General features: G+C 60.9%; 17 protein-coding genes. 6 read left to right on the top strand and 11 right to left on the bottom strand.

Annotated elements, in window-relative coordinates; all coding sequences use genetic code 11:
* Nucleotides 1–44 precede the first annotated feature (44 nt).
* Nucleotides 45–860, bottom strand: a complete 816-nt coding sequence (locus F3J08_RS00155; protein ID WP_166927987.1) for an AraC family transcriptional regulator — start codon at nucleotides 858–860, stop codon at nucleotides 45–47.
* An 89-nt stretch (nucleotides 861–949) separates the two neighbouring features.
* Here F3J08_RS00155 and F3J08_RS00150 point away from each other — a divergent pair, with 89 nt between their 5' ends.
* Nucleotides 950–1,747, top strand: a complete 798-nt coding sequence (locus F3J08_RS00150) for a class I SAM-dependent methyltransferase (RefSeq protein WP_166927986.1) — start codon at nucleotides 950–952, stop codon at nucleotides 1,745–1,747.
* Between the two features lie 306 nt (nucleotides 1,748–2,053).
* Here F3J08_RS00150 and F3J08_RS00145 read toward each other — a convergent pair whose 3' ends face one another.
* From F3J08_RS00145 to F3J08_RS00130, 4 genes are all read right to left on the bottom strand, one after another.
* Entirely contained in the window at nucleotides 2,054–2,515 is a 462-nt protein-coding gene (locus F3J08_RS00145) for a GAF domain-containing protein (RefSeq protein WP_166927985.1), read from the bottom strand.
* Nucleotides 2,516–2,616: 101 nt separating this feature from the next.
* Nucleotides 2,617–3,384 carry a sulfite exporter TauE/SafE family protein gene (locus F3J08_RS00140; protein WP_166928298.1) on the bottom strand — a complete coding sequence of 256 codons (768 nt, stop codon included), beginning with the start codon at nucleotides 3,382–3,384 and terminating at the stop codon, nucleotides 2,617–2,619.
* Between the two features lie 42 nt (nucleotides 3,385–3,426).
* Nucleotides 3,427–5,028: a bifunctional protein tyrosine phosphatase family protein/NAD(P)/FAD-dependent oxidoreductase gene (locus F3J08_RS00135; protein WP_166927984.1), complete on the bottom strand. Its 1,602-nt coding sequence runs from the start codon at nucleotides 5,026–5,028 to the stop codon at nucleotides 3,427–3,429.
* A gap of 135 nt (nucleotides 5,029–5,163) precedes the next feature.
* Nucleotides 5,164–6,090: an MBL fold metallo-hydrolase gene (locus F3J08_RS00130; protein ID WP_166928297.1), complete on the bottom strand. Its 927-nt coding sequence runs from the start codon at nucleotides 6,088–6,090 to the stop codon at nucleotides 5,164–5,166.
* Between the two features lie 162 nt (nucleotides 6,091–6,252).
* Here F3J08_RS00130 and F3J08_RS00125 point away from each other — a divergent pair, with 162 nt between their 5' ends.
* The 3 genes from F3J08_RS00125 to F3J08_RS00115 all read left to right on the top strand — a co-directional run bounded on the left by F3J08_RS00125 (nucleotide 6,253) and on the right by F3J08_RS00115 (nucleotide 8,179).
* Entirely contained in the window at nucleotides 6,253–6,894 is a 642-nt protein-coding gene (locus F3J08_RS00125) for a peroxiredoxin (protein ID WP_166927983.1), read from the top strand.
* Nucleotides 6,891–7,256, top strand: coding sequence for a helix-turn-helix transcriptional regulator (locus F3J08_RS00120; RefSeq protein ID WP_166927982.1), 366 nt, complete (start codon nucleotides 6,891–6,893; stop codon nucleotides 7,254–7,256). Before F3J08_RS00125 ends, F3J08_RS00120 begins: the two co-directional genes overlap by 4 nt.
* A 122-nt stretch (nucleotides 7,257–7,378) precedes the next feature.
* Entirely contained in the window at nucleotides 7,379–8,179 is an 801-nt protein-coding gene (locus tag F3J08_RS00115) for a phosphatase PAP2 family protein (protein WP_166927981.1), read from the top strand.
* Nucleotides 8,180–8,241: 62 nt separating this feature from the next.
* Here F3J08_RS00115 and cysC read toward each other — a convergent pair whose 3' ends face one another.
* The 4 genes from cysC to cysG form a co-directional block, all read right to left on the bottom strand.
* A complete protein-coding gene (gene cysC, locus F3J08_RS00110) occupies nucleotides 8,242–10,110 on the bottom strand; it encodes an adenylyl-sulfate kinase (protein WP_166927980.1) in 1,869 nt (622 codons plus the stop codon).
* A 15-nt stretch (nucleotides 10,111–10,125) separates the two neighbouring features.
* Nucleotides 10,126–10,920 carry a sulfate adenylyltransferase subunit CysD gene (gene cysD, locus F3J08_RS00105; protein WP_023979512.1) on the bottom strand — a complete coding sequence of 265 codons (795 nt, stop codon included), beginning with the start codon at nucleotides 10,918–10,920 and terminating at the stop codon, nucleotides 10,126–10,128.
* Between the two features lie 50 nt (nucleotides 10,921–10,970).
* A complete protein-coding gene (locus F3J08_RS00100) occupies nucleotides 10,971–11,654 on the bottom strand; it encodes a phosphoadenylyl-sulfate reductase (protein WP_166927979.1) in 684 nt (227 codons plus the stop codon).
* Between the two features lie 93 nt (nucleotides 11,655–11,747).
* Nucleotides 11,748–13,163: a siroheme synthase CysG gene (cysG, locus tag F3J08_RS00095; RefSeq protein ID WP_166928296.1), complete on the bottom strand. Its 1,416-nt coding sequence runs from the start codon at nucleotides 13,161–13,163 to the stop codon at nucleotides 11,748–11,750.
* Nucleotides 13,164–13,473: 310 nt separating this feature from the next.
* On the opposite strand from cysG, the gene F3J08_RS00090 reads away from it, so the two are divergent.
* Nucleotides 13,474–14,241 (top strand): SDR family oxidoreductase, encoded by a 768-nt coding sequence (locus F3J08_RS00090; protein ID WP_166927978.1) that lies wholly within the window; start codon nucleotides 13,474–13,476, stop codon nucleotides 14,239–14,241.
* 142 nt (nucleotides 14,242–14,383) lie between these two features.
* Nucleotides 14,384–18,025 carry a PAS domain-containing protein gene (locus F3J08_RS00085; RefSeq protein WP_166927977.1) on the top strand — a complete coding sequence of 1,214 codons (3,642 nt, stop codon included), beginning with the start codon at nucleotides 14,384–14,386 and terminating at the stop codon, nucleotides 18,023–18,025.
* 207 nt (nucleotides 18,026–18,232) lie between these two features.
* On the opposite strand, the gene F3J08_RS00080 is transcribed toward F3J08_RS00085, so the two are convergent.
* Both F3J08_RS00080 and hemA read right to left on the bottom strand, forming a co-directional pair.
* The gene (locus F3J08_RS00080) at nucleotides 18,233–20,920 is read right to left on the bottom strand and encodes a mechanosensitive ion channel family protein (RefSeq protein WP_166927976.1); all 2,688 of its coding nucleotides are present in this window, start codon (nucleotides 20,918–20,920) and stop codon (nucleotides 18,233–18,235) included.
* Nucleotides 20,921–21,201: 281 nt separating this feature from the next.
* Nucleotides 21,202–22,422 carry a 5-aminolevulinate synthase gene (gene hemA / locus F3J08_RS00075; protein WP_166927975.1) on the bottom strand — a complete coding sequence of 407 codons (1,221 nt, stop codon included), beginning with the start codon at nucleotides 22,420–22,422 and terminating at the stop codon, nucleotides 21,202–21,204.
* Nucleotides 22,423–22,555 lie beyond the last annotated feature (133 nt).

Here is a 22,555-nt window from a genome sequence, read left to right as displayed (position 1 = left end):
GCAGGACCGGGTGGGATTACCTTCGCGCCGTTGAGCAATCCTGCCTAGCGTTCTTGCATCGCATGTGCCCTGAACCGTGCAGGAGTCCGACCGAAACGTTGATTGAAGGCCTTGGCGAAGGCGCTCAATGACGCATAGCCGCACTCTGCGGCAACATCCGTCACACGCTGCCCCTGCCCCAGTTGCAGGGCCGCATGAAACAGGCGCGCCTGGGTCATCCAGCTTTGCCAGCCCATCCCGGTTTCAGCCTGAAAATGGCGGCGGAAACTGCGCTCCGACATGGCAGCACAGGCGCAAATCCGGGTCATCGTGGCCGATGCCGGATCGAGCAATGCGGCATCGATAGCCCGTATCAATCGTGGGTGCCTTGGCATGGGCAAGGCGAGCCCGACGGCAGGCGCTGCCTTGATCCGCTCATGACAAAGCAGCGCGAGGGTATTGAAGAAGCTTTGCGCAAGCGCATCAGCGGATTGTGGTCCATCCGGCCAGCGCAGTGCGTAGAACATCATCTCGGTCAAGATCGGTGTCAGAGGAAATGTCGTCATCGCCTCGACCGCTGTCTGCGCATCGTCCGGCGCAAGAAAGAAGGACATGCCGTCATGATTGCGGATCATGGTGCGATGGCGCGTCCCGGCTGGAATCCACAAGGCGTGGGCGGCAGGCAGGAGATAGCGCCCGTCTGGCCCCTCTATCTGCGTGGTACCGGCACGGGCGCAGATGATCTGATGATAAGAATGCGCATGCCAGTCATAGAAAATCGCATCGGCCGATTGCCGTAGGGCAAAGGATTTCTGCTGCGGCCTGTCGAGGCCTGCTTCGACCAGAACAGCCGTGGTCTCTGTGCTGCTCAGGATTTTCATCTGGCCGGTTCCCGTCATTTTCTGGCCGAAGGACGTTAGTCGGCCACCAGCGATCTTCCTATCCTGTCAGGCAAGGAGAGGAAACCACCATGTCTGTATTGCCCGCAACCGCGACCCCGAGCGGCGACCCTAACCCGCACAATGCCACCGTCATACGGCAATTCACCCAATGGGCAGCCCCTTTCGCTGACCTCCCCATTCATGCCGAGGCGGAAAGCATGGCCCAGACCATGAAGGCCTGTGCGCCCGGCCCAGCCGTGAAGGCGCTGGATGTCGCCTGTGGGCCCGGCATCGTCAGCTGCGCGCTGGCAGAGGCAGGGGCCGAGGTGACCGGGTTGGATCTGACCCCCGCGATGATCGCACAGGCGAGCGCACGTGCCGATCGGCTGGGCGTCAAAGCCTCTTTCCAGACTGGGAACGCAATGGCGCTGCCTTTTGAGGACGCACAATTTGATCTGGTGGTGACCCGTTACAGCTTCCATCACATGGAAACACCGCAGGCCTGCCTCACAGAAATGATCCGCGTCTGTCGTCCTGGCGGTCGGATTGTCGTCATCGATGCGACACCTGCTCCAGCCTGCCAGAGCCAATACGATCATGCCGAGAAGCTGCGTGACCCCTCGCACACAACGGCTCTTACGCTCAGTCAGATCGTGGCATTGGGTGATGAGGCGGGCTTGCTCCATGTGGAGACCATCCGATACCGTCTGGAATCCCGCCTGAACGATCAGGTTGCCGAAGAAGATCGCGAGGCTCTCGCTTCCTTTTTCATGCAGGAGATTGCGAGCGGCGAGAACAGATCGGACATGGCACCACGCCAGACAGAGGGGGGGATTGTTTTCAGCTTCCCGATTTCGATTGTCGTCTGGAACCGCCCGCGCGCCTGAGCCGGATGGCGATTGTCTTGCAACACGCGATCCGAATGGAAGCGCAGGAAACGTCCAATCAACAGGAGGATGCGATGCCGCCGCAGCCGGGCTCATATTGCCTCAGCTGAGCGGCGCGGCGACGACGGGGCTGCCCCCCTATAGATTTGAGAGGCACACCATCGGCGTTAACTCTCTGGGTAAGGTAGGGTCGAGGATTACACCTACAAAAAGGCTCTCATCCCTTCTTTCTGCCCTAGGCAATATTCCTGCCGGACTGCGCACATGACCTTTCCCTCACGATCAGGCCGCGTGCGCGATCTCGCATCAGGCATCGAGCAGAAGGGTAACAACGCGCTCCAGTACAGCCTGCTCGGCATCGCCAAAACGTGCCTGTTCCGGGCTGTCGATGTCGAGTACGCCCAGTAATTCACCGTTTCTGACCAGAGGCAGAACGATTTCCGACGCTGATGCCGCATCGCATGCAATATGGCCGGGGAAGCTGTGGACATTATCGATACGCTGGATACTGCGTTCGCTGGCAGCCTTGCCACATACCCCGCGCCCCAGCGCAATGCGGGTACAGGCGACACGCCCCTGAAACGGCCCCAGCACCAGTTCGCCCTCGCGCAGCAGATAGAACCCTGCCCAATTGATGCGGGGGAGTGCCTCAAAGAGAACCGCTGCGATATTGGCCATATTCGCGATCATGTCGCTTTCGGCCGACACCAGCCCCTCCACTGCCGAAAGGATATCATCTTGCGTCAGTCTGGTATCAGGCGCGCTCATGGGGGTTCATCTTTCCGCGTATATGTCAAAGACGCCGCATGGCGCCTTAGGGTAGGGGCGAGACCCTCTGAAGGCGCGCATAGAACAAAATGCCTGCGCTTTCAGAGTGTGCGATAGGCGATATAGGCCGCCACGACAAAGATGAGGCCAGCGAACAGAAGTTTCAACGTGGCACCGGACCCTTTACCGAGACGGCTCGCCAGTTTCGTCCCAAGCAGACACCCGACAACGCCCCCCATGATGAACCACAAGGCCAAAGGCCAGTCCACAAGGCCCGAAAGCGCATAGCTGGCAGACGTCGTCACGCCAAAGGCCGCAACAGCCACAAGTGACGTGCCCACAGCATTGAGGACCGGCATATGCGTAGCCGCCATCAGTGCCGGCACGATCAGGAACCCGCCACCAATACCGAAAAATCCGGACAGCCCGCCTGTGCACAGGCCAAATAGGCCAACCTTCCAGACATTGTCACGATTGCACCCCGCCCCCGGTATGCCCTCGTCGAGACGGCCGCGGATCATCGCGATCCCGACAAGCACCATGAGACCGGCAAACAGCAACAGAAGTCGCTGTCCATCCATCGCCTTGCCAAGCTGCGCCCCAAGCGCCGCGCCAAGCATCCCGGCAGGAGCGAAGAAACCGGCGCAGCGCCATTTAACCGTGTGCTCACGCGCATGGCTGAGCAGACCTGCCAACGCGTTGATCGCGACAGCAAAAGCGCTCGTGCCAATCGCGATATGGGGGTTACGCACCCCCACAACATAGATCAGCAGCGGGACAGCCAGAATGGACCCGCCGCCGCCGATAAGGCCCAGAACCAGACCAACCAGACTCCCGCATGCCAGAGCCGGGACAGACGAGGCAGACATGAACGCGTCAGGCATGAACGGGGTCGACAGCATTGCTCGAGATCAGCCCTCGGTCTTGCGGGCGGGTCGCACCAGAAACTCGCGTCCCTTCAGCATGAAATCCCAATACAGACGCGGCATGATCTTTTCCTTGAGAAACCAGGCCAGGCGTGTGGGCTTCTTGCCGTCCAGCAGCCAGCCCGGCAGGGTCGGAAGCAGCTTGCCGCCATAGCCGAACTCGGCCAGCACAATCTTGCCGCGCTCAACCGTCAGCGGACAGCCGCCGTAACCGTCATACACGGCATCCGGCTTGCGCCCGGAAAGCTGGGCAATCAGGTTCTCGACCACCACAGGTGCCTGCTTGCGTGCAGCGGCAGCCGTCTTGGCATTGCTCGTCCCGGCCACGTCACCCACGGCGAAGACATTCGCATACTGCGTGTGCTGCATCGTATCCGGATGAACCGACACAAAGCCATCAGCGCCGGCGAGCGGCGAGGAACGAATGACATCGGGCGCGGTCTGGGGCGGTACAACATGCAACATGTCGAATGCACGTTCGACACGCTCCGTGCCGGCTTCCGTAACGCGCTCAAAGGTTGCAACCTTGCGCTCGCCATCGACCGCCACCAAGCGTGACTTGAGGTTGAGGTCAATGCTGTAGCCCTTGATGTAATCCATCAGGGCCGGCACGAAATCGGCCACACCGAACAGGCTGGGCGTCGCTGTATCGAACTCGACCTGCACACGCCCCAGCACCCCACGACGACGCCAGGCATCGCAGGCGAGATACATCGCCTTTTGTGGCGCCCCTGCACATTTGATCGGCATGGGCGGCTGGGTGAACAGCGCCTTACCCTCTTCGAGCTTGCTCACCAGTTCCCAAGTATAGGGGGCGAGATCGTATCGATAGTTCGATGTGACGCCATTCTTGCCCAGTGTCTCGGCCAGCCCAGGAATAGCAGCCCAGTCGAGTTTGAGCCCGGTCGCCACAACAAGCGCCTCATAGGCAATCTGGGTCCCATCACCCAGCTCGATGCGGTTCTGTTCTGGCAGGAAGGCTGTGACAGCCTGGCGGATCCAGTTGGCGCGCGCAGGGATCAGCCCGACTTCGGAACGACGCGTCTGCTGCGCCGTAAAGACACCCCCACCCACGAGGGTCCAGCCCGGCTGATAGTAATGCTCGGTCGAGGGTTCGACGACGGCCACCAGCAGCCCCGGCCGACGACGCAGCAGGCTTGCCGCGCAGGCGAGACCACCCGCGCCACCGCCGACCACAACAACATCGAAACGCTGAGCGCTAGCGGGCTTTTCTTCTTTTTGAGTCGAAGCCAGCTCGTAGAGATCAGCCGCACGTCGGCCAGAGCGGCAATAGGCCAGAACCTTGCCCGTGTTCTCAGGCCCGGTCATTTCGGCAAGGGTCTGACGCATGACCGAGACGCTATGCGCATCGGGCGTGGCCCCCATACGCACCGGGATATAGGCAAAAGCCAGTCCGCATTTCTCCGCCGCCACACCCAGATCGGCCACGCCGGGCTGATCCTTTTCTTCACCATCGGGGCGGGTGCAGATAATGCCGCTGAAGCCCTGCTCCTTGAGCGCGGGCAGATCTTCCACCCTGATCTGGGGCGATACGGCGAAATGGGCCGTCAGGAAACGAAGGGACATGAGCTTGCCTCTCTCTTCTCGGGCTGTATTGCGGGCCGGGTCAATGCGCACCGGCTGGATGCTGCGTTCTGTAACGGGCGGGGGTCAGCAAGATGTTGTGCAGGCCATTCAGGCTGGACACTGCACAGCGTTCTCTCAAAGCTTGTCGAGCGGTATCTTGATATAACGCGTACCGTTTTCTTCCGGCTCCGGCAGTCGCCCCCCGCGCATGTTGATCTGGACCGAGGGCATAATGAGATTGGGCAGGCTCAAAGTCGCATCACGTTTCGTGCGCATCTCGACGAATTCGTCCTCGCTCACACCGTCATGCACGTGAAGGTTGCTGTCGCGCTGTGCTCCAATGGTGGTTTCCCAGGCAAACCAGTCACGCCCAGGTGCCTTGTAATCGTGACACAGGAAGAGACGCGTCTCACGCGGCAGGGAAAGCAGGCGACGAATTGAGCGATAGAGCTGCCTCGCATCGCCACCGGGGAAATCAGCGCGGGCGGTTCCGAAATCGGGCATGAAGAGCGTATCACCGATAAAGGCGCAGTCACCGATGACGAACGCCATATCGGCTGGGGTATGCCCCGGCACATGCAGCGCAATCGCCTCGATTTCACCAATCCTGAAACGCTCACCATCGCGGAACAGATGATCGAACTGCGAGCCATCTCGTGCAAAGCGCGTACCGGCATTGAAGATCTTGCCGAACACCTCCTGAACATGGGTGATCTCGGCACCTATGGCGAGCTTGCCCCCCAACAGCTCCTGCAGCCACGGCGCTGCAGACAGGTGATCGGCGTGAGCGTGAGTCTCGAGTTGCCAGGTCACGGTCAGGGACTCAGCGCGGATATACTCAAGAATGGCCTGAGCGCTTGATGACCCGGTACGACCGGAAGCGGGGTCATAATCGAGCACGCTGTCGATAATCGCCGCTTCGCGGGTGCTGGGATCATGCACGACGTGCGAGGCCGTGAAAGTTGTTTCGTCGAAGAAGCTGCGCACTACCGGGCGCGGCGACTGGCCGGCTCTACTCGCCTCAACCTGACTGGCCGCCTGGGCAATCGTTGCGTCATCCATCATACGCACTCCGCTGAGCTGATCGTTAGTTACATATTTTATGAAGGTGATATTTCCCGATTTATGTAATTGTGATATCTGCCCTCGTCAAGGACAACACAGCCCCCAGCGTTAAATCGTGAATCGGTTGGTACCGATCCGGATTAACGGTGCAGGAGATAAATGACGATGGAAGAACAGGCACAGCGCCCCCCGCGCCTAGGAACGCTCGCCCCTAATTTCCGTGCCCGTACGACACTCGGCTCCCTGACGCTCGGCGATTTCAGAGGACAGTGGGTCGTGCTTTTCTCCCACCCTGCCGATTTCACGCCGGTCTGCACCAGCGAGTTCATCGCCTTTGCGAAAGCCCAGCCAAAATTCGATCAGCTCGGATGCCAGCTCATTGGTCTTTCTGTTGACTCGCTATCGTCTCACCTGGCCTGGATCAGCGCTATCAGGCGCGATCTCGGCACCGAAATCAGCTTCCCGGTGGTGGAGGACCCCTCCATGGCCGTTGCACGGGCCTACGGCATGCTCGACGCGACAGCTCAGGACAGCAGCACAGTGCGCTCGACCTACATCATCGACCCTGAGGGACGGATACAGGCCATCCTGGTTTATCCTCTCTGTGTGGGTCGCTCGGTAAACGAAATTCTTCGCACGGTGTCGGCCCTGCAACGTGCCGCGCGTGGCGACGCCCTGACACCGGAGAACTGGCAGCCTGGTGGTGCTATCTTCCGCCCCCCGTCGCTCACCGTGGAAGAAATCAACACCCAGCACGAACAGCCCTGGTTCCACTGCCTTCAGGCGGATGATTCGCAATGACGCCCCTGAACGATCAGCATATGATGCGGCTCGTCGAGCGCCTCCGCCTTTATGGGCAGGGACAGCGCCTATCGATCCTCTCGGTCCTGATCGATGCTCCATTTACCGTGGCTGAAGTCGAGGCCCGTACCGGCATCGGTCAACCTGCCCTGTCACAACAGCTCGGAGAGTTACGGCGTGCTGGTATTATCGTCTCCAGTCGCGCTGCCCGCGAGGTGATCTATGATTTTGCCTCACCCGCAGAGCGTATTCGGACCACAACCATCCTTGGACTGCTCGATGACAGGGAAACACCCTCACTCGCTCCAGCTACCGCCGAACCGCCGCGCTATGGAGCTCATTTCGCGTCGATTTTGCCTTGAATGCCTCTCTGGTGACGTTGCAGGAGAGCGTCACGGCACATCCTGCCTGCTGAGACAGTTTCGCGAATCTTCCAATGCTGATAACAGCCATTCGTATCTCATATGAAACGAATAGGCTCGACATGACCCCTTCCAAATCCGGTCGGAATTCCTTTGTCCGGGGCGGTTTTCTGCTCTGCCTTCTCGCTTCGTGCACCACGGCACCCACCCAGCCTCTCGATACCGCCCATCTGCCGGATGAGCGTCTGGCCCTTGCAACCCCGCCATCGGCCGGGCTGGCCTCGCAAGGTGATGACGACCGCATTTTCGCACGCACACGCGCGCTGAAGGGCTCGCCACGCTGGGCACTCGCGCAAAGCGATGCCGATTTGCGCCCTGCCCCCTTCCTCAAGGGCTTTTCCTGTGCGGCAGGCTTTACGATCGATATTGTCCAGGCCCCGACTCTGGCGCGCATCCTCGACATGATGGCCAAGGCCGAAAGCGGCAGAACGTCGGAAGAAAAGCATTACTGGAAGCGCAAACGTCCCTTTATCGGCAACGATGCGCCCATCTGCGTTGCGCGTGATGAGAGATTGGCGAAAAGCCCGTCTTACCCGTCGGGTCATACCATCGCCGGCTATTCCACCGCGCTTGTCCTCTCCGCACTTCTGCCGGAACGCAGCGCAGAACTGCTGCAACGTGGCCGTGTCGTTGGAGAAAGCCGCATCATATGCGGCGTGCATTGGGCGTCGGATGTCGCTGCGGGCTATCAGGCAGCCGGGGCCTTTGCCGTTGCCACTCTTGAAAATCCGGCCATTCGGGCCCTGATGCCAAAGGCCCGTGAAGAGCTGCTTGCCATGCAGGCGGAGAAAACCCGCCCGGACGAGGCACGCTGCGCTCTGGAAGCTGAAGCGGCCGCCCACTCACCGTTTACAGATGATTGAGCGAACCGCCTTCTGGATGAAAGAAAAGATCAGGCGACCCGAAAAATCGCCTGATCCGCTCTTTACGCGATGATCACACCGCGCACGAAGGACGCGAAACCCTGCACCGTTCCGTCCAGGGCCCCGAGCGTTTCAAGGCGCATTGCCGGGTTAGCCGGTGTTTCATAAGGCGCGCTGACGCCCGTGAAATCTGCAATCTTCCCGGCTCTCGCGGCAGCATAGAGTCCTTTCGGGTCACGGGACTCACAGATTTCTACCGCCGTATCAACATGGATCTCGTGGAAGCCTTCGCCCACGATCTGCGCCGCAAGCGCACGGTCCTCGATCAGAGGGGAGACAAGGGCCACTATAACAGCCTGCCCACTCTCTGCCAGAATACGCGCCACATGGGCAGCGCGACGGATATTCTCGCGCCGATCTTCTGGCGAGAAGCCGAGATCGCTGCACAGACCGGCGCGCAGCGTGTCGCCATCGAGCACTGTCGTACGAATTCCAGCCGCGACCAGATCGGTCTCGACCGCACGGGCAATTGTGCTCTTGCCCGAACCCGGCAGGCCAGTCAGCCAGAACACAGCGCCCTTGTGACCATGCAAAGACTGGCGCTGCGCGGCAGTTACCTTGCTGGCTGTCGGGTGGATGGCATGGGCACCGTCCGGCAGTTCAGCAGCCCCAAGCAGCGGGGCACCGCCCACGATGCGCTGGAAGCGATCCACCAGCACACCGCGCCCATCGCTGCAACCTGGCGAGAACGGGTCTAACAGAATGGCATGAGAGGCCACGAGGGTGATCTCGGCAAAACCATCCGGCGGTACCTCGTCACCAGGTGAGAGCGTGAGATCATCAAGGTTCACCACGGCATCGATCGAGGCGACCGTCACATCATGTTCGGCTGTGGCCAGACGCAGGGTAAAGCTTTCACCCACACGCAGGGGCTCGCCACGCAGCCAGAAAAGACGCGTGCGCAGGCGCGCTGTGCGGATCGGTGCCGCCCCATTTTCCTGCGCCGGATAAAGCAGATCCCCACGATCCGGCACCAGATCGGGCTCCAGACGCAACGCGATGGATTCACCCGCTCCCGCGACAGGATTTTCCGGCGCATGCCAGCGACAGATTTCTGCAACTGTGGCCTGCTGACCCTGTGAGCCAATCATAATACGATCGCCTGCGCGTATGACACCGCGTTCGATCCGCCCGGCGACATAACGCACATCGTCGAAGCGATAGACATCCTGCACAGGCATACGGAAATCGAGAGCCAGGCGTGAGGCCGGTGCCGGTACGGCTGCCAGAGCCTCAACCAGCGTCGGCCCTGTATACCAGGGCGCGCGCTCCGAGCGGCTGGCAATGTTGTCGCCATCACGAGCGGAGGCCGGTACGAAGGCCTCGACTGTGATTTCGAGACGACCCAGCAAGTCGCGCACATCGGCTTCGGCCTGGGCGATCTTCGCCTGATCGAAATCCAGCAGATCGGATTTGTTGAGCAGCACGATCACATGACGGATGCCGATCAGGCGCAGGAGCATCGCGTGACGACGCGTCTGCTCCTGAGCGCCCTCAAGCGCGTCTACCACAAGGACGGCGGCTTCGGCGTCAGCGGCACCAGTGATCATGTTACGCAGAAACTGGCGATGGCCGGGCGCATCGACAATAACGAACTCGCGCCCGCCCAGATGGAAAGGAATACGGGTGGAGTCGACGGTTACGCCCTGATCGCGCTCGATTTGAAGCGAGTCGAGAAGGAAGCTCCATTCGACAGCAAGGCCGCGCTTGCGGCTGCTCTCGACAATCTGAGCGAGCTTGCCGTCCTGCAGGCTGTCCGTATCGTAAAGCAGACGGCCAATAAGCGTCGACTTGCCGTGATCGACATGGCCAACAATAACGATCGGCGTGGCAGCTGCGCGCAGCGAGGCAGGGAGGTCGTTGTTTTTCATGATTTCGCCCATGGCTCAGAGATAACCCGCAACACGCAGACGCTCGAACGCGTCTTCTGATTCATGATCCATCGCGCGACCGGCACGCTCGGAGGTCTTGCTGTTTTCAAGCTCGGCAATCACCTCGGCGAGAGTCGAGGCATTGCTGTCGATGGGGCTCGTGATGTCCTGGTCACCCAGCGAGCGGTAACGCTTGCCGTTCTTCGCGAAATACAGATCGACCAGCGGGATGTTCTCGCGCTCGATATAGCGCCAGATATCGATTTCGCGCCACGACAGCAGCGGATGCACACGGATATGCATCCCGTCCTCGTAGGGGGTGGCGTACTGGTCCCAGAATTCCGGCGGCTGATTGCGTACATCCCAGCGATGACCCGCCCCTCGCGGGCTGAACACGCGCTCCTTGGCGCGGGTTGCCTGCTCGTCACGGCGGATACCGGCAATGACCCCGCGCAGCTTGTGCTTTTCAATCAGGCTGGCCAGACCGGCGGTCTTGCGCGCTGCAGAGCGCGCCGCAGGCGGCAGGGACGGATCGATTTCCTCAACCGGCGGGCAATCGCCAAGCATCAAGTCGAGGTTCCACTTCTTTGTGTATTCCTCGCGAAACGCATACATCTCGGGGAATTTCTTGCCCGTATCGACATGCATGACCGGAAACGGCACGCGGCCCATGAACGCCTTGCGTGCCAGCCAGACCATGACATTGCTGTCCTTGCCCAGAGACCAGAGCAGGGAGAGCGGACGCAGCTTGCGATAGGCCTCACGCAGAATGAAGATGCTCTGCGCCTCAAGCTGATCGAGATCGTCCATGGCACGCGGCGTGGCGAGGGTGGGGGACGCCAAACTCATTTTATGCTCCGTTATCGCGCTGGCAGGTGAATGCCGCATTCGGTTTTGGTCTGGCCGGCCCAGCGTCCGGCTCTGGGGTCCTCACCTTCGGCCACGGCCCGTGTGCAGGGCGCACAGCCGATGGATTTGAAACCGAGGGCCGTCAGGGGGTGACGCGGCAAGTCGCGCCGGGTCATTTCGTTTGCGATGCGCTCGCGCGTCCAGGAGGCAAGCGGATTGATCTTGGCTCGCCCGTCCGTAAGCGGCTCGAAGACGGCCATCGAGGCGCGTGTCGCTGCCTGACCGCGTTTGCGCCCGGTTATCCACGCATCGAAATCGTTCAATGCGTCATCCATAGGCTCGACCTTGCGCAAGGCGCAGCAGGCATCCGGGTCGAAATCGGCCAGCATGTCCTGAGGATCACGATCATGCAGCGCCTTGGCCGAGGGCGCGATATTCACAACCCCGGTCAGTCCAAGGTGATCGATCAGGGCATCACGATAGCTCAGCGTCTCGGGGAAATGGCGCCTGGTATCGAGAAAGAATATCGGAAAATTGCGGTCTATATCGGCAACCAGTGCAAGGAGCAGCGCGGATTCGGCCCCAAAGGACGAGACAAGCGCCATGCGTCCCGAAAGTACTTCCATGGAGCGCTCCAGGATTGCTTCCTCGCCCGTCGTTTCAAGGATCTGCCGTTCTGTCTGGGTCAGGGCCATGATCGGTTAAATCCACACTGAAAAATCGCTTATTGCGCCATCACGCTCGACATAATACCTCAGACAACACCGTGCAATGGGTAAACTACGAACTCACGCTTCTTTATGGTGAATTGTTCTCCCATGCCCCGAGCGGCGGTGGTTCACCACCTCCCCCACGAGGGTGAGCGCCGGGCTGGCCACATTGCGCTCGATAACCAACGCAGGCAGCGTCGCAAGCGTTGCCACATGCACGCGCTGATCATGGCGCGTGCCATGCTCGATTACAGCGGCGGGCCAGTCTCCCGGCAGGCCATGGGCCTGAAGCTGGGCGCAGAGATCCGCCATCGGCGCGAGCCCCATATAGATGGCGAGTGTCTGCCCTTTCTTGGCCAGACTCGGCCAATCCAGATTGAGCGTGCCATCGGCGCGGGCGTGACCGGTGACAAACACACAGCTCTGCGCGCAGTCCCGATGCGTCAACGGGATTCCCGCCGCCGCGCCACACCCACTGGCTGCCGTGATGCCCGGGATGACGCGTACAGTGACACCGGCATCCACCAGCGCCTCCATTTCCTCACCACCACGCCCAAAGATAAACGGATCGCCTCCCTTCAGGCGCAGAACGCGTTCCCCCGCTCTGGCGCGGCGTATCAACTCGTCATTGATCCCTTCCTGCGGCAAGGTGTGGTGGCTGCGCTTCTTGCCAACGAACACACGCTCTGCGTCACGCCGCACGCGGTCCATAATTGCGGGTGGAATCAACTGGTCATACAGGACGGTGTCGGCATTCTGCATCAGGCGCAGGGCCGCCAGCGTGAGAAGGTCCGGATCACCCGGCCCGGCACCGACCAGCCAGACCTCGCCTTCTCTCGGCACGCCACCCAGGCTGCGTTCGAGACTCGCTCTTGCAGCCTCATCCTCTCCCCTAAGGGCCTGCTCGGCACCCGCGCCATCCACAAAATCCTCCCATGCCCGTCGCCGGATCATGGTGTCCGGCTGGGCATGACGTATCCAAGTGCGCTGCGCCTGCATGAAACGCGCCAGGCGCGAGAGCCCTTCGGGAAGCAGCGCCTCGATCTGGGTGCGCAGGCGCCGGGCCAGTACGGGCGCCGCGCCATTGGTGGAGATCGCAATCTGGACCGGTGTCCGGTCAATGATGGCAGGGGTGATGAAAGTGGATGGCTCAGGATCGTCAACGACGCAGATATTCACCCCCTGTTCGCGCGCCTGTGCCGCAATGACACGGTTGAACGCAGCATCCTCGGTGGCCGCGAAAACAATGCGCATCTCCCCCAGCAACGCGCTGATACGATGCGCGTCGAGTGCCTCGCCGAGATGGGTGACGTGGCCGCTGTCGATCGCCTGGCGGATTTCGATGTCATGAACCGGACCGATCTGGGCGATATCATCACAGCGCCCCCAAAGCAGGCGCAGCTTGTTGGCGGCCACCTGTCCGCCCCCGATTACGAGAGCGCGGCCATCATCGAGGCGCAGGGCGATAGGGAGATAGGTCGCTTCCTTGGTCATTTCTCCTGTATGGCGTGCCCCATGCGCCGCGCCAAGATCGGCCGCGACACAGGCCCGCTTGCTGGCCCCGACACGGGCACCCGAAAACCCTTCGGGCACACGCCCCCGTCACCCCTTTCCATGACATAGCAAGGGTGCAGGTGAAGGATCGCTGAAAGAAACCACACGAAAATGTCGGCTGGGCAGTCTGATCATCCCTGATACCATGCCCAGCATATGAGCGGCTCGAAACGATAATGTGTTCAGCGAGCCGCCAGATCATGTCCGCCCCGACAGTCACGGGCCGGACCGTCCAGAGAAGGATCCAGCCATGTCCGAGCCCGCCCTTTTTTCCCTCAAGGGCAAGCGCGCCCTCATTACCGGCGCCTCGCGCGGCATCGGCTTTACGCTCGCGCAGGGTCTGGGGCGCTACGGGGCTGAAATCATTCTCAACGGGCGTGACCCGGCACATCTCGATTCTGCACGGGCCCGTCTGGAGGGCGAGGGCATTGTGACACGCGGCGGCGTTTTCGATGTCACCAATCAGGACCAGGTCATTGCAGGTATCGAGGCGATCGAGGCCGAAGGTCCGATCGATATCCTGATCAACAACGCCGGCATCCAGTTCCGCTCGCCTCTCGACCAGTTTCCACGTGCCGAGTGGGACCGCCTGATTTCCACCAATCTCAGCTCGGTGTTTTTTGTCGCCCAGGCGGTCTCGAAAGGCATGATCACGCGTGGGCGCGGCAAGATCATCAACATCTGTTCTGTGCAGAGCGAGCTGGCGCGTCCCGGCATCGCCCCCTACACCGCAACCAAAGGAGCCGTGAAAATGCTCACCAAGGGCATGGCGACCGACTGGGCACGGCACGGGCTGCAGATCAACGGGCTCGCCCCGGGGTATTTCGAAACAGAGATGAACGCAGCTCTTGTTGCCGATCCGGCCTTCTCCTCATGGTTGTGCCAGCGCACCCCCGCGGCACGATGGGGCAAGAGTGAGGAGCTGGTAGGCGCCGCTGTGTTTCTCGCCTCCGAGGCCTCGAGCTTCGTTAATGGTCATATTCTGACTGTTGACGGGGGTTTGACGGCATCCGTGTAATCAGCCCCGGATTCTGTATTTACGCTTTCACGTTCAGGGGGCTATGACTGAACCGGATCAAGCGGGCTCATCGTATGGTGCCTGAGACGCCTGTCCTGCCCTCGCAACCCGGGGGCAGCCTGAACATCCGGGGGCGTATCACATGTTGCTTTGGGAGCGTCCCGGTCCGGATAACCTGACAGGCTCACCCGCCACCACAACACACCCGGCACTGCACCCCCTGTGCGAAACCTTCCCCGACATCGTTTTCGCACTCATTGCTGTCAGCAGCGGTCATGCGCATCTTGTCGCAACGGCACAGGGCGGGGCTGAAACCCGCGACGCGATAGCGGTATTTCCTGACCTCTCACGCACGACGGAACAGGATTGGACCCGCGAGTCATCCTTCTCAGGAGAGGGTGAGTTTGCCGGCTGGGACTTCTTTCCCTTCGGTACCCCAGTCTCAGGGCTGATTGCAGCAGCCGCTCGGCAAAACCCTTTATCCCCGCAGCAAAAGCGCATCGTTCAGGCTCATGCCGCACTTCTTGGTACGGTGGGCCAAAGGGGCGCGAGTGCCGTCGCTGTGGCAGGCCGGGGCGGCACCCTCGATGCACCATTGCAGAATGCGCCACTGACGCCTGTCGTTACACGGGCTGCGGTGCCCCCTCCCGGCGAGAACGGTTCACGCGAGGCCACGCTTGGCTTTCTGCTCTGGCATGCCAAGAATGGTCTGCTGACGGGCGATCCCTATCTCGCGTCTCTTTGTGGCCTCGACCCTGAAGCCCTACGTCTCGGCGTCGAATGGCCGGTTTTTCTGGCCTGTTTCCATGAAAATGCTGAAATCCTGCCGGAAACCGACCCTGTCGCATGGCTGACGAGGGCTGAAACAGGCGATGTAGCCTTCCGGCAGAAGGACGGACCGCCGAGAGCCGTTCATATCAGTGTGCATCCCCATCCCGATGGCTGCACCGGGACGGTCATCGACACCACGATCGATCCGGATGAAAGGGCTGCGTTGCGCGCCAGCCAGTCTTTCGTCAATTCGCTGCTCGTCAGCGCCAGTGACTGCGTGAAGATCCTCGATCTCGACGGCAAGATCACCTTCGTCAATCACGGCGCTATTCTGGTGCTTGGTCTTTGCTCTCCTGCCGATATGCTGGGAGTCTACTGGCCCGATGTGTGGCAGGAGCGCGGGCGCAAGCTCTCGCTGAACGCGATCGACGCTGCCAGGGACGGGCTTACCAGCCATTTCCAGGAATATGTCGAGACGACCGATGGGCGCAAACGCCTGTGGGATGTCGTGGTGACACCCATACTTGGCCCCGGGGGCAGGCCCGAGCGTATCCTTGGTGTCTCGCGTGACATGACGGTGGCCAATCAGGAGCACGAGCGCCTTGAGCTTGCACTTGCGGCCGGCACCATCATCGGCATGTGGCTGTGGGACGCCAAACGTCAGCTTGTGACGGGCGATCTGCGCATGGCGGAGACGCTCCGTCTTTCCCCGACCCGACTTGCCGAGGGGGTGGCGCTCACGCAATTGCTGGATTGCATCACCCCTGAAGATCGCCCGGTTCTTCAGGCAGCGCTCGACACGGCATTGCAAGAGCGCAAGCCGTTCCGCTGCGAGTTTCGTCTATGCGACGACGGCTCGCGTGCCAGCCGGTGGATCGAGGCCAATGGCTCGTGCACCTATGACCATAACGGTCAGATCAGTCATTTCCCCGGCATTCTGCTCGATATTGACGCGCCCAAACGCCAGACGCTCAAGCGTGAGGCGCTGGTGACTTTCGGTGACGAACTGCGCGCGTTGACGAGTGAGGCTGACATTCTGGCGCTCACAGCGCGGACACTAGGCATGACCATTGAGGCAGACCGTTCCGGTTTTGCCGATGTGGATCATGAGCGCGAACTGGCGCAGGTTACAGATTGCTGGCGCCGGGACCCTGAGACCCCCGACGTTTCGGGGCTCTATGCCTTCCGGTCCTTTGGCTCCTATATCGATCTGCTCAAGGCCGGTGAGGTTGTCGCCATTGATGATGTCAGGACTGATCCCCTGACTGCTGCGCAGGCTGCGCAATTTGCACCGCTCCAGATCTGTGCCCTGCTCAATGTGCCGATCATGGATAACGGTGTTCTGCAGGCTGTCGCCATCGTCCATTTTGCCCACGCCCATTGCTGGGACGACATCACGCTCTCCTTCGTCCGTACGATTGCTGACAGAAGCTGGGCCGCCATACGCCAGATGCGCGCGCAGGAAGCCCTGCGCCGCATGAACGAAACCCTTGAAGAGCAGGTGCTACGCCGTACGCGTGAACGCGACAGGTTGTGGGCGATCAGCGCCGACCTGCTGGCCCTTACCGATCGTGACGGCAGGCTGCGCTACCTCAATCCGAGCTGGCAGACCTGCTTTGGTGACAAGGCGCGTGACTGGATTGGCAGCAAGGCCGAGCAACTGGTGCATCCGGCCGATATGGCACGCGCAACCGAGGCCCTGGCCCTGCTGCGCGAGGGCAAGCTCGATCATGGCGTTGATCTTCGATTTCTGCATCAGGACGGTGAATGGCACACATTCAACTGGTCCGGCTCGACAGAGGGAGAAGACATCTATCTGATCGGACGTGACGTGACCGATCGTATCGCTCTGGAGGATCAGCTTCGCCAGTCGCAGAAGATGGAAGCGGTCGGCCAGCTGACAGGCGGCCTCGCCCATGATTTCAATAATATCCTGGCCGGGATCGGGGGCGCACTCTCGCTCCTGACACGTCGTATCGCCCAAGGGCGTACAGAGGGGCTGGACCGTTATATCACGGCGGCGCAAGGTGCCACGGATCGCGCCGCCGCCCTGACGCATCGCCTTCTGGCCTTCTCGCGCCGTCAGACACTCGACCCGCAACCCGCTGACATCAATATTCTCATCCTCGGGCTTCAGGACCTTATTGCCGGCACAGTCGGGCCAGCTGTCGTGCTCGAACTCTGCCTGGACGAAACCATCGGGCCGGCCCTGGTCGATACCAACCAGCTTGAAAATGCGTTGCTCAATCTGTCGATCAACGCCCGTGATGCCATGCCCGAAGGCGGGCATCTGACGATTGCCACTTCACGCGCCACGCTCGGGGCCCTTCAGGCCGAAGAATGGGGGGTGCGCCCCGGTATCTATCAGGTGCTTTCGGTAACAGATACGGGTGTGGGCATGAGCGCCGATGTCATGGCGCGCGCTTTCGATCCCTTCTTTACCACCAAGCCTCTGGGCAAGGGGACCGGGCTGGGGCTGAGCATGATCTATGGCTTTGCCAGACAATCGGGGGGACGGGTCAGCATTGCCTCGATCCCCGGTGCAGGAACCTCGGTCCATATCTGGCTGCCCAGCCATGCCGCCGCCCTGCCCTCGCCTGTCGTCGCGCCTGACCTCTCGCCGGATGGCGACGCCCTGCGTAACCTGCGCGTCCTGCTGGTCGATGATGAGGAGACGCTGCGCTTTACCGTTCGTGAAACGCTCGAAGACTGGGGCGCCATTGTTCAGGAGGCAAGCGACGGCACGGCAGCCCTCGCCCTGCTCAATGACCGGGAACGCCTGTATGATGTGCTGATTACCGATGTCGGCCTGCCGGGTGGTCTGAATGGGCGGCAACTTGCCGATGCGGCGCTCGTGCTGCGGCCATCACTCTCGGTGCTGTTCATCACAGGCTACGCGGAACAGGCCATATTTGACCGGAGTGGACAGGATGAGAAAATCCATATCCTGCCCAAACCCTTCACCACGGCCATGCTTGATGAGAAACTGAGAAACGCCCTCAGGCGCGGCTAGCCTCACATACGAAGCCGATCGGTTTTGCCCTCTGGGCCGATCGGCTTGGAGCGGCCAGAGCCCCTGCGAAAAAGCCCCTACGGCGAGGCTCTTTTGCGTCCGTCGTCACACGACCCCGTCGTTACAGCGTGACGTCTCGGCGTCCGTCATGTGACATGGGCCGCCTGACCTCAAGGCAATTCCGAGTAACCCTGAAGCCGCAACCCGTCATTCGGGTCGGGAGGATGGGACGCGTCCCTCTCGCGCTGTGGTACCATCTTCGCCTGATCGCCTGTCACGCTCTGGCTCATCGCTGCCTCCCATACCTGCCAGCCCCGTAACCTCCACATAGCGCGTTGGATAAGGGAGATGGATATTCCGCGCCTCGAACGTCTTTTTCAGGCGGCGATAGAATTCGCGCTGCACAGGCCAGCGCCCGGAGGTGATTGTCGGCAACGTACCGCGCACCGTGACAGAGGTCTGATTGAGCGCGTCCACACCCCACATCTGGAAATCGTCGATGATCAGGGCCTTGAAGTTCTCATCGGCCCGCATCTCTGCCGTGATATCGTTGATGACCTTCACGACCTCATCGGTATCCGTCTCATACCCGACCTCGGCCACGATAATGGCGCGGGCAAAATCGCGGTTGTAATTGATGATCTGACCAAGCGAGCTGAAAGGAAAAATGTTCATGGAGCCATCATTGGCACGCACATGAACCGTGCGCAGCGAGAGATGCTCGACCACGCCATAAGTACCGTTGAGCGTGACGGCATCGCCCACCGTCAGGGCATTTTCCATGAGCAGGAAAATCCCGTTGATGAAATCCTGCACGAGCTTTTGCGAGCCGAAACCCAGCGCGACACCAAAAATCGAGGCTCCTGCCAGGAGCGGAGCGACATTCACGCCGATCTCGCTCAGCACGGTGAGCCCGATGACAGCCACCAGAATGACCATGAGGACGATACGGATCATGGGCTGCAATGTGCGCACACGGGCCACCCTGGCCGCACCGTCATCAAGCCCGCCGACCTTGCGGGCGTAGCGCTCGAGCATGATGTTGCTCGCCTCCCAGACCACAACCCCGAGCAGGCAGGCGATGAGCACTGTCATGGATGACGAGGCCAGACGATAGCCAAGCCCACCGGCACCAAACAGAACCTTGATGGGCGCGCCCCAGGCACTGGCCAGAGCAAGAACGGTCAGCGCAATGATGATGACAGACGTGACCCGCTGTGCCGGGGCGTAATAGCGGCTGAAGCGTGTCTGTGCATCCTCGCTCAGCGTGACCCAGCCTGGAGCAGAGCGGAACACGCGTTCCAGCAGCCCGTAGAGCACGATGCTGACGCAACGCATGACCACCAGCGCCACAGCACTGCGCAGAAAAAGCTTCCAGATTGCCGCATAACCGTGATGGATTTCCGCCGCCCAGACAAGCCAGAGCCCCATGTCGAAGAAGAGCGCGACCACCCACCAGGTGCGACCGAAAAGATGCAACATGCTAACGCCAAAACCACGCCGTTCCCTGCGCTCGCAAAAACGCATGACCCTGGGGCGGCTGCGGATGATCATGACCGCCACCATCAGATGCAGAACGAGCGTCAGGATCTTGAGCAGTGCCTCGATCACCCTGTCGGGCAAGCCGCAATCATCGAGTGTCTCAAGGGCGGCGGCAGAAATACCTGTGGTGAGGATCAGCAGGCGTAGCCAGTCGAACAGGAAGCTCGCCGCAGAATCGGAGAGCAGGGCAAGACGCAGCCAGGGGCGCTGGGGCGCAAGAATGGTGCGTATGGCAATGATCAGCCCTCCAGCCACCAGGGCCGTCAGGCTCAGCGCACGCAGCAAGGCCGTGGTGAATTCGTCAGCCGCCGGATCGGCAATGACGATCAGCAAGGCAATGAAAGGCACAACCAGCACCGGCAGACAGTCAAGCAACAGGCAGAGGAAGCTGTAAGGAAGCCGCTTGAGAACAAGCGTCAGTCGGGCAAGTGCGCCTTGATGCCGCAAACGCGACAGACGCTCTCGATCCTGCGTGTCGGGGGTGGGCGCCGCGTCACCGGAGGAGCCTTCCGTCTGAACGGTCGGGCGCTCCTGTTCAGGGGGCGAGGCCTCGTCAGCGGATTGCTGATAGGCATCTCCGTGATCCTGCACCAAGGGCGCCGTATTGTCGGAGTGAGCGGTTTGGCCAGTGGTGGTGCTTCCTTCGCCCGCCTTCCTTTCAGCGTCTTCCCGAGCAGCCTCGTCGGCTGCCTCCTCTGCGGCCTGACGATCATCGATTTCACGCGCCAGCGCAGAACGCCCCTTGATGCGAGCCAGCGCTTCAACGCGGTTGCGCACCCCTCGTAACAGAAACCGCAACGCATAGAAGAGACAGGTGCTTACGGCAGCCAGAATCAGGGCGCGGAGCAGCAGTTTGAGCGATTCCTGACGATCCGCCGGATCGTTACGCATATGGCGCCACCACGGCCCTATGGCGCGCACATCCACGACTGTGCGCAGCAGACTATGCGCCTGAACACTGGCAGTATGGGTCCAGTCGGAGGCACTACCAAGCAGTTCTGCCCCCAGCCCGTCGGGTTTGAGCTTTGGACCGGTTTTCTCAGTTGTGTTGGCCGGGTTGGCCGCCTGCTGAGCCTGAGTGAGATTTTGCAGTGTCGTCAGGAATTCGCGGCGCTTGGCATCGTTATTGAGCACCGAGGCGAGTTGCCGCGCCTGATCGGCTGTGATGCGCGGCGCATCGGGCACTGCCGCAGCGGCTTGTGTCTGGGCGCGCGCGCTCCCTGATTGCAGGCACAAACTGCCAACCAGGAGACAGATCAGCAGACACCATGAAAAAGGCCGTCGCACAGAATACCTGGTTTCGAGTGTCAGGACCGTGGCACCCGGATTGGGCGCTCGCGAAAGGGACAACATCAGGCATATCCTTGCGGAAACAGAAGTTCGGTAATGTATGACCTGCCTATACCGTCCCGACGGATCCGAACAATGGCGGATCAGGCAATAAATCACCTGACGGGTGAAACACGCGCCCGGATATCGCTCGTTGCAGTGGGGTCATCGACCTCGCGCTTGCCACGGAGTGTGAGGCAGGAGTTTCCGGTAGCAGGCCGGGCCGCAGAATACGGCGTATCGTATCAATTGCCCGCAACAACTCCGACACGTTTCAGGGTTATTGCGGGGATGCGTTGCCTCTCTCAGGCGGCGTTGGCCAGACGATGCTCGCGCCACAATGCGGCCAGCGCACTGACGAGGGAGTCGATATCTACCTTGGTGTGCAGGGGCCCCGGCGTGATGCGCAGGCGCTCGGTGCCCCGCGGGACGGTCGGGTAGTTGATCGGCTGGATGTAATGACCAAAGCGTTGAAGCAGAGCGTCAGAAAGCGCACGGCACCGCGTCGCATCGCCCACCATGACCGGCACAATATGCGACGGGTTGTCCAGATGGGGGATACCGGCACGGTCGAGGCTTTCGCGCAGCCATGCCACAGCCTGACGATGCGCCGCCCGCTCGCTCTGGCTGTTGCGCAGATGACGGATGCTTGCCAGTGCCCCTGCTGCCACCATCGGGGGGAGTGCCGTCGAGAAAATGAAGCCCGAGGCAAAAGAGCGCACAAAATCGCACAGCGCAGCACTACCGGTGATGTAGCCACCGACCACGCCAAAGCCCTTCCCCAAGGTCCCCTCGATGACCGAGAGACGATGTGCCAGACCGCGTTCCTCGGCGACGCCACCGCCCTGATGCCCATAAAGGCCAACAGCGTGAACCTCATCCAGATAGGTCAGGGCGTTGTAGCGATCGGCAAGGTCGCAGATGGCCTCGATCGGGGCAATATCACCATCCATCGAATAGACCGATTCAAAGGCGACAATCTTGGGTGTGTCGAGCGGGATCGCCTTGAGCTTTGCCTCAAGATCCTCAACGTCGTTATGACGGAAAATCATCTTTTCGGCGCGTGAGTGACGTATGCCCTCGATCATCGAGGCATGATTGGCAGCGTCAGAGAGCACGACGCAGCCCTTGAGGCGCGCTGCGATCGTGCCAAGTGTCGCCCAGTTGGAAAGGTAACCCGAATTGAACAGCAGCGCTGCTTCCTTGCCGTGAAGGGCTGCAAGCTCCTTTTCAAGCGCAACATGCTCGTGATTGGTGCCAGAGATGTTTCGCGTGCCGCCTGCACCGGCACCGCTGCGGGCCAGGCTCTCATGCATCGCCTTGAGCACATCCGGATGCTGGCCCATGCCGAGATAGTCATTCGAGCACCAGACGGTGATATCGCGCTTCAGACCATGATGGTAAGCGTGGGGAAACTGTCCGGCATGACGCTCGAGCTCGGCGAAATGCCGGTAGCTGCCATCGGCCTTGAGGCCGTCCAGAGCTGTCTGGAAATACTTGTCGTAGACTGTATCCACTTGCGCCATCTCGTTATTCCCTCTTGTCTGACCATAGCGCAGAACAGCTAACCGCGTTGCAGGGCAAGTTAAACTCACGTTATGGGTGCGCACCCGCGCGATGGGAGACGCCGGCGGAACCTGTCGCATACGGGCCGTTTCG

The sequence above is a fragment of the Asaia sp. As-1742 genome, assembly GCF_011753235.1.
Taxonomy (GTDB): Bacteria; Pseudomonadota; Alphaproteobacteria; order Acetobacterales; family Acetobacteraceae; genus Asaia; species Asaia bogorensis_B.
Note: the sequence above shows the minus strand (reverse complement) of the source record. Positions and strands in the feature narration are given on the sequence as shown.

Excerpts from the sequence above, each read along its gene's own strand:
- F3J08_RS00155 (WP_166927987.1), bottom strand. The coding sequence starts at position 860 with ATGAAAATCCTGAGCAGCACAGAGACCACGGCTGTTCTGGTCGAAGCA.
- F3J08_RS00150 (WP_166927986.1), top strand. The coding sequence starts at position 950 with ATGTCTGTATTGCCCGCAACCGCGACCCCGAGCGGCGACCCTAACCCG.
- F3J08_RS00145 (WP_166927985.1), bottom strand. The coding sequence starts at position 2,515 with ATGAGCGCGCCTGATACCAGACTGACGCAAGATGATATCCTTTCGGCA.
- F3J08_RS00140 (WP_166928298.1), bottom strand. The coding sequence starts at position 3,384 with ATGTCTGCCTCGTCTGTCCCGGCTCTGGCATGCGGGAGTCTGGTTGGT.
- F3J08_RS00135 (WP_166927984.1), bottom strand. The coding sequence starts at position 5,028 with ATGTCCCTTCGTTTCCTGACGGCCCATTTCGCCGTATCGCCCCAGATC.
- F3J08_RS00130 (WP_166928297.1), bottom strand. The coding sequence starts at position 6,090 with ATGGATGACGCAACGATTGCCCAGGCGGCCAGTCAGGTTGAGGCGAGT.
- F3J08_RS00125 (WP_166927983.1), top strand. The coding sequence starts at position 6,253 with ATGACGATGGAAGAACAGGCACAGCGCCCCCCGCGCCTAGGAACGCTC.
- F3J08_RS00120 (WP_166927982.1), top strand. The coding sequence starts at position 6,891 with ATGACGCCCCTGAACGATCAGCATATGATGCGGCTCGTCGAGCGCCTC.
- F3J08_RS00115 (WP_166927981.1), top strand. The coding sequence starts at position 7,379 with ATGACCCCTTCCAAATCCGGTCGGAATTCCTTTGTCCGGGGCGGTTTT.
- cysC (WP_166927980.1), bottom strand. The coding sequence starts at position 10,110 with ATGAAAAACAACGACCTCCCTGCCTCGCTGCGCGCAGCTGCCACGCCG.
- cysD (WP_023979512.1), bottom strand. The coding sequence starts at position 10,920 with ATGGACGATCTCGATCAGCTTGAGGCGCAGAGCATCTTCATTCTGCGT.
- F3J08_RS00100 (WP_166927979.1), bottom strand. The coding sequence starts at position 11,654 with ATGGCCCTGACCCAGACAGAACGGCAGATCCTTGAAACGACGGGCGAG.
- cysG (WP_166928296.1), bottom strand. The coding sequence starts at position 13,163 with ATGACCAAGGAAGCGACCTATCTCCCTATCGCCCTGCGCCTCGATGAT.
- F3J08_RS00090 (WP_166927978.1), top strand. The coding sequence starts at position 13,474 with ATGTCCGAGCCCGCCCTTTTTTCCCTCAAGGGCAAGCGCGCCCTCATT.
- F3J08_RS00085 (WP_166927977.1), top strand. The coding sequence starts at position 14,384 with ATGTTGCTTTGGGAGCGTCCCGGTCCGGATAACCTGACAGGCTCACCC.
- F3J08_RS00080 (WP_166927976.1), bottom strand. The coding sequence starts at position 20,920 with ATGTTGTCCCTTTCGCGAGCGCCCAATCCGGGTGCCACGGTCCTGACA.
- hemA (WP_166927975.1), bottom strand. The coding sequence starts at position 22,422 with ATGGCGCAAGTGGATACAGTCTACGACAAGTATTTCCAGACAGCTCTG.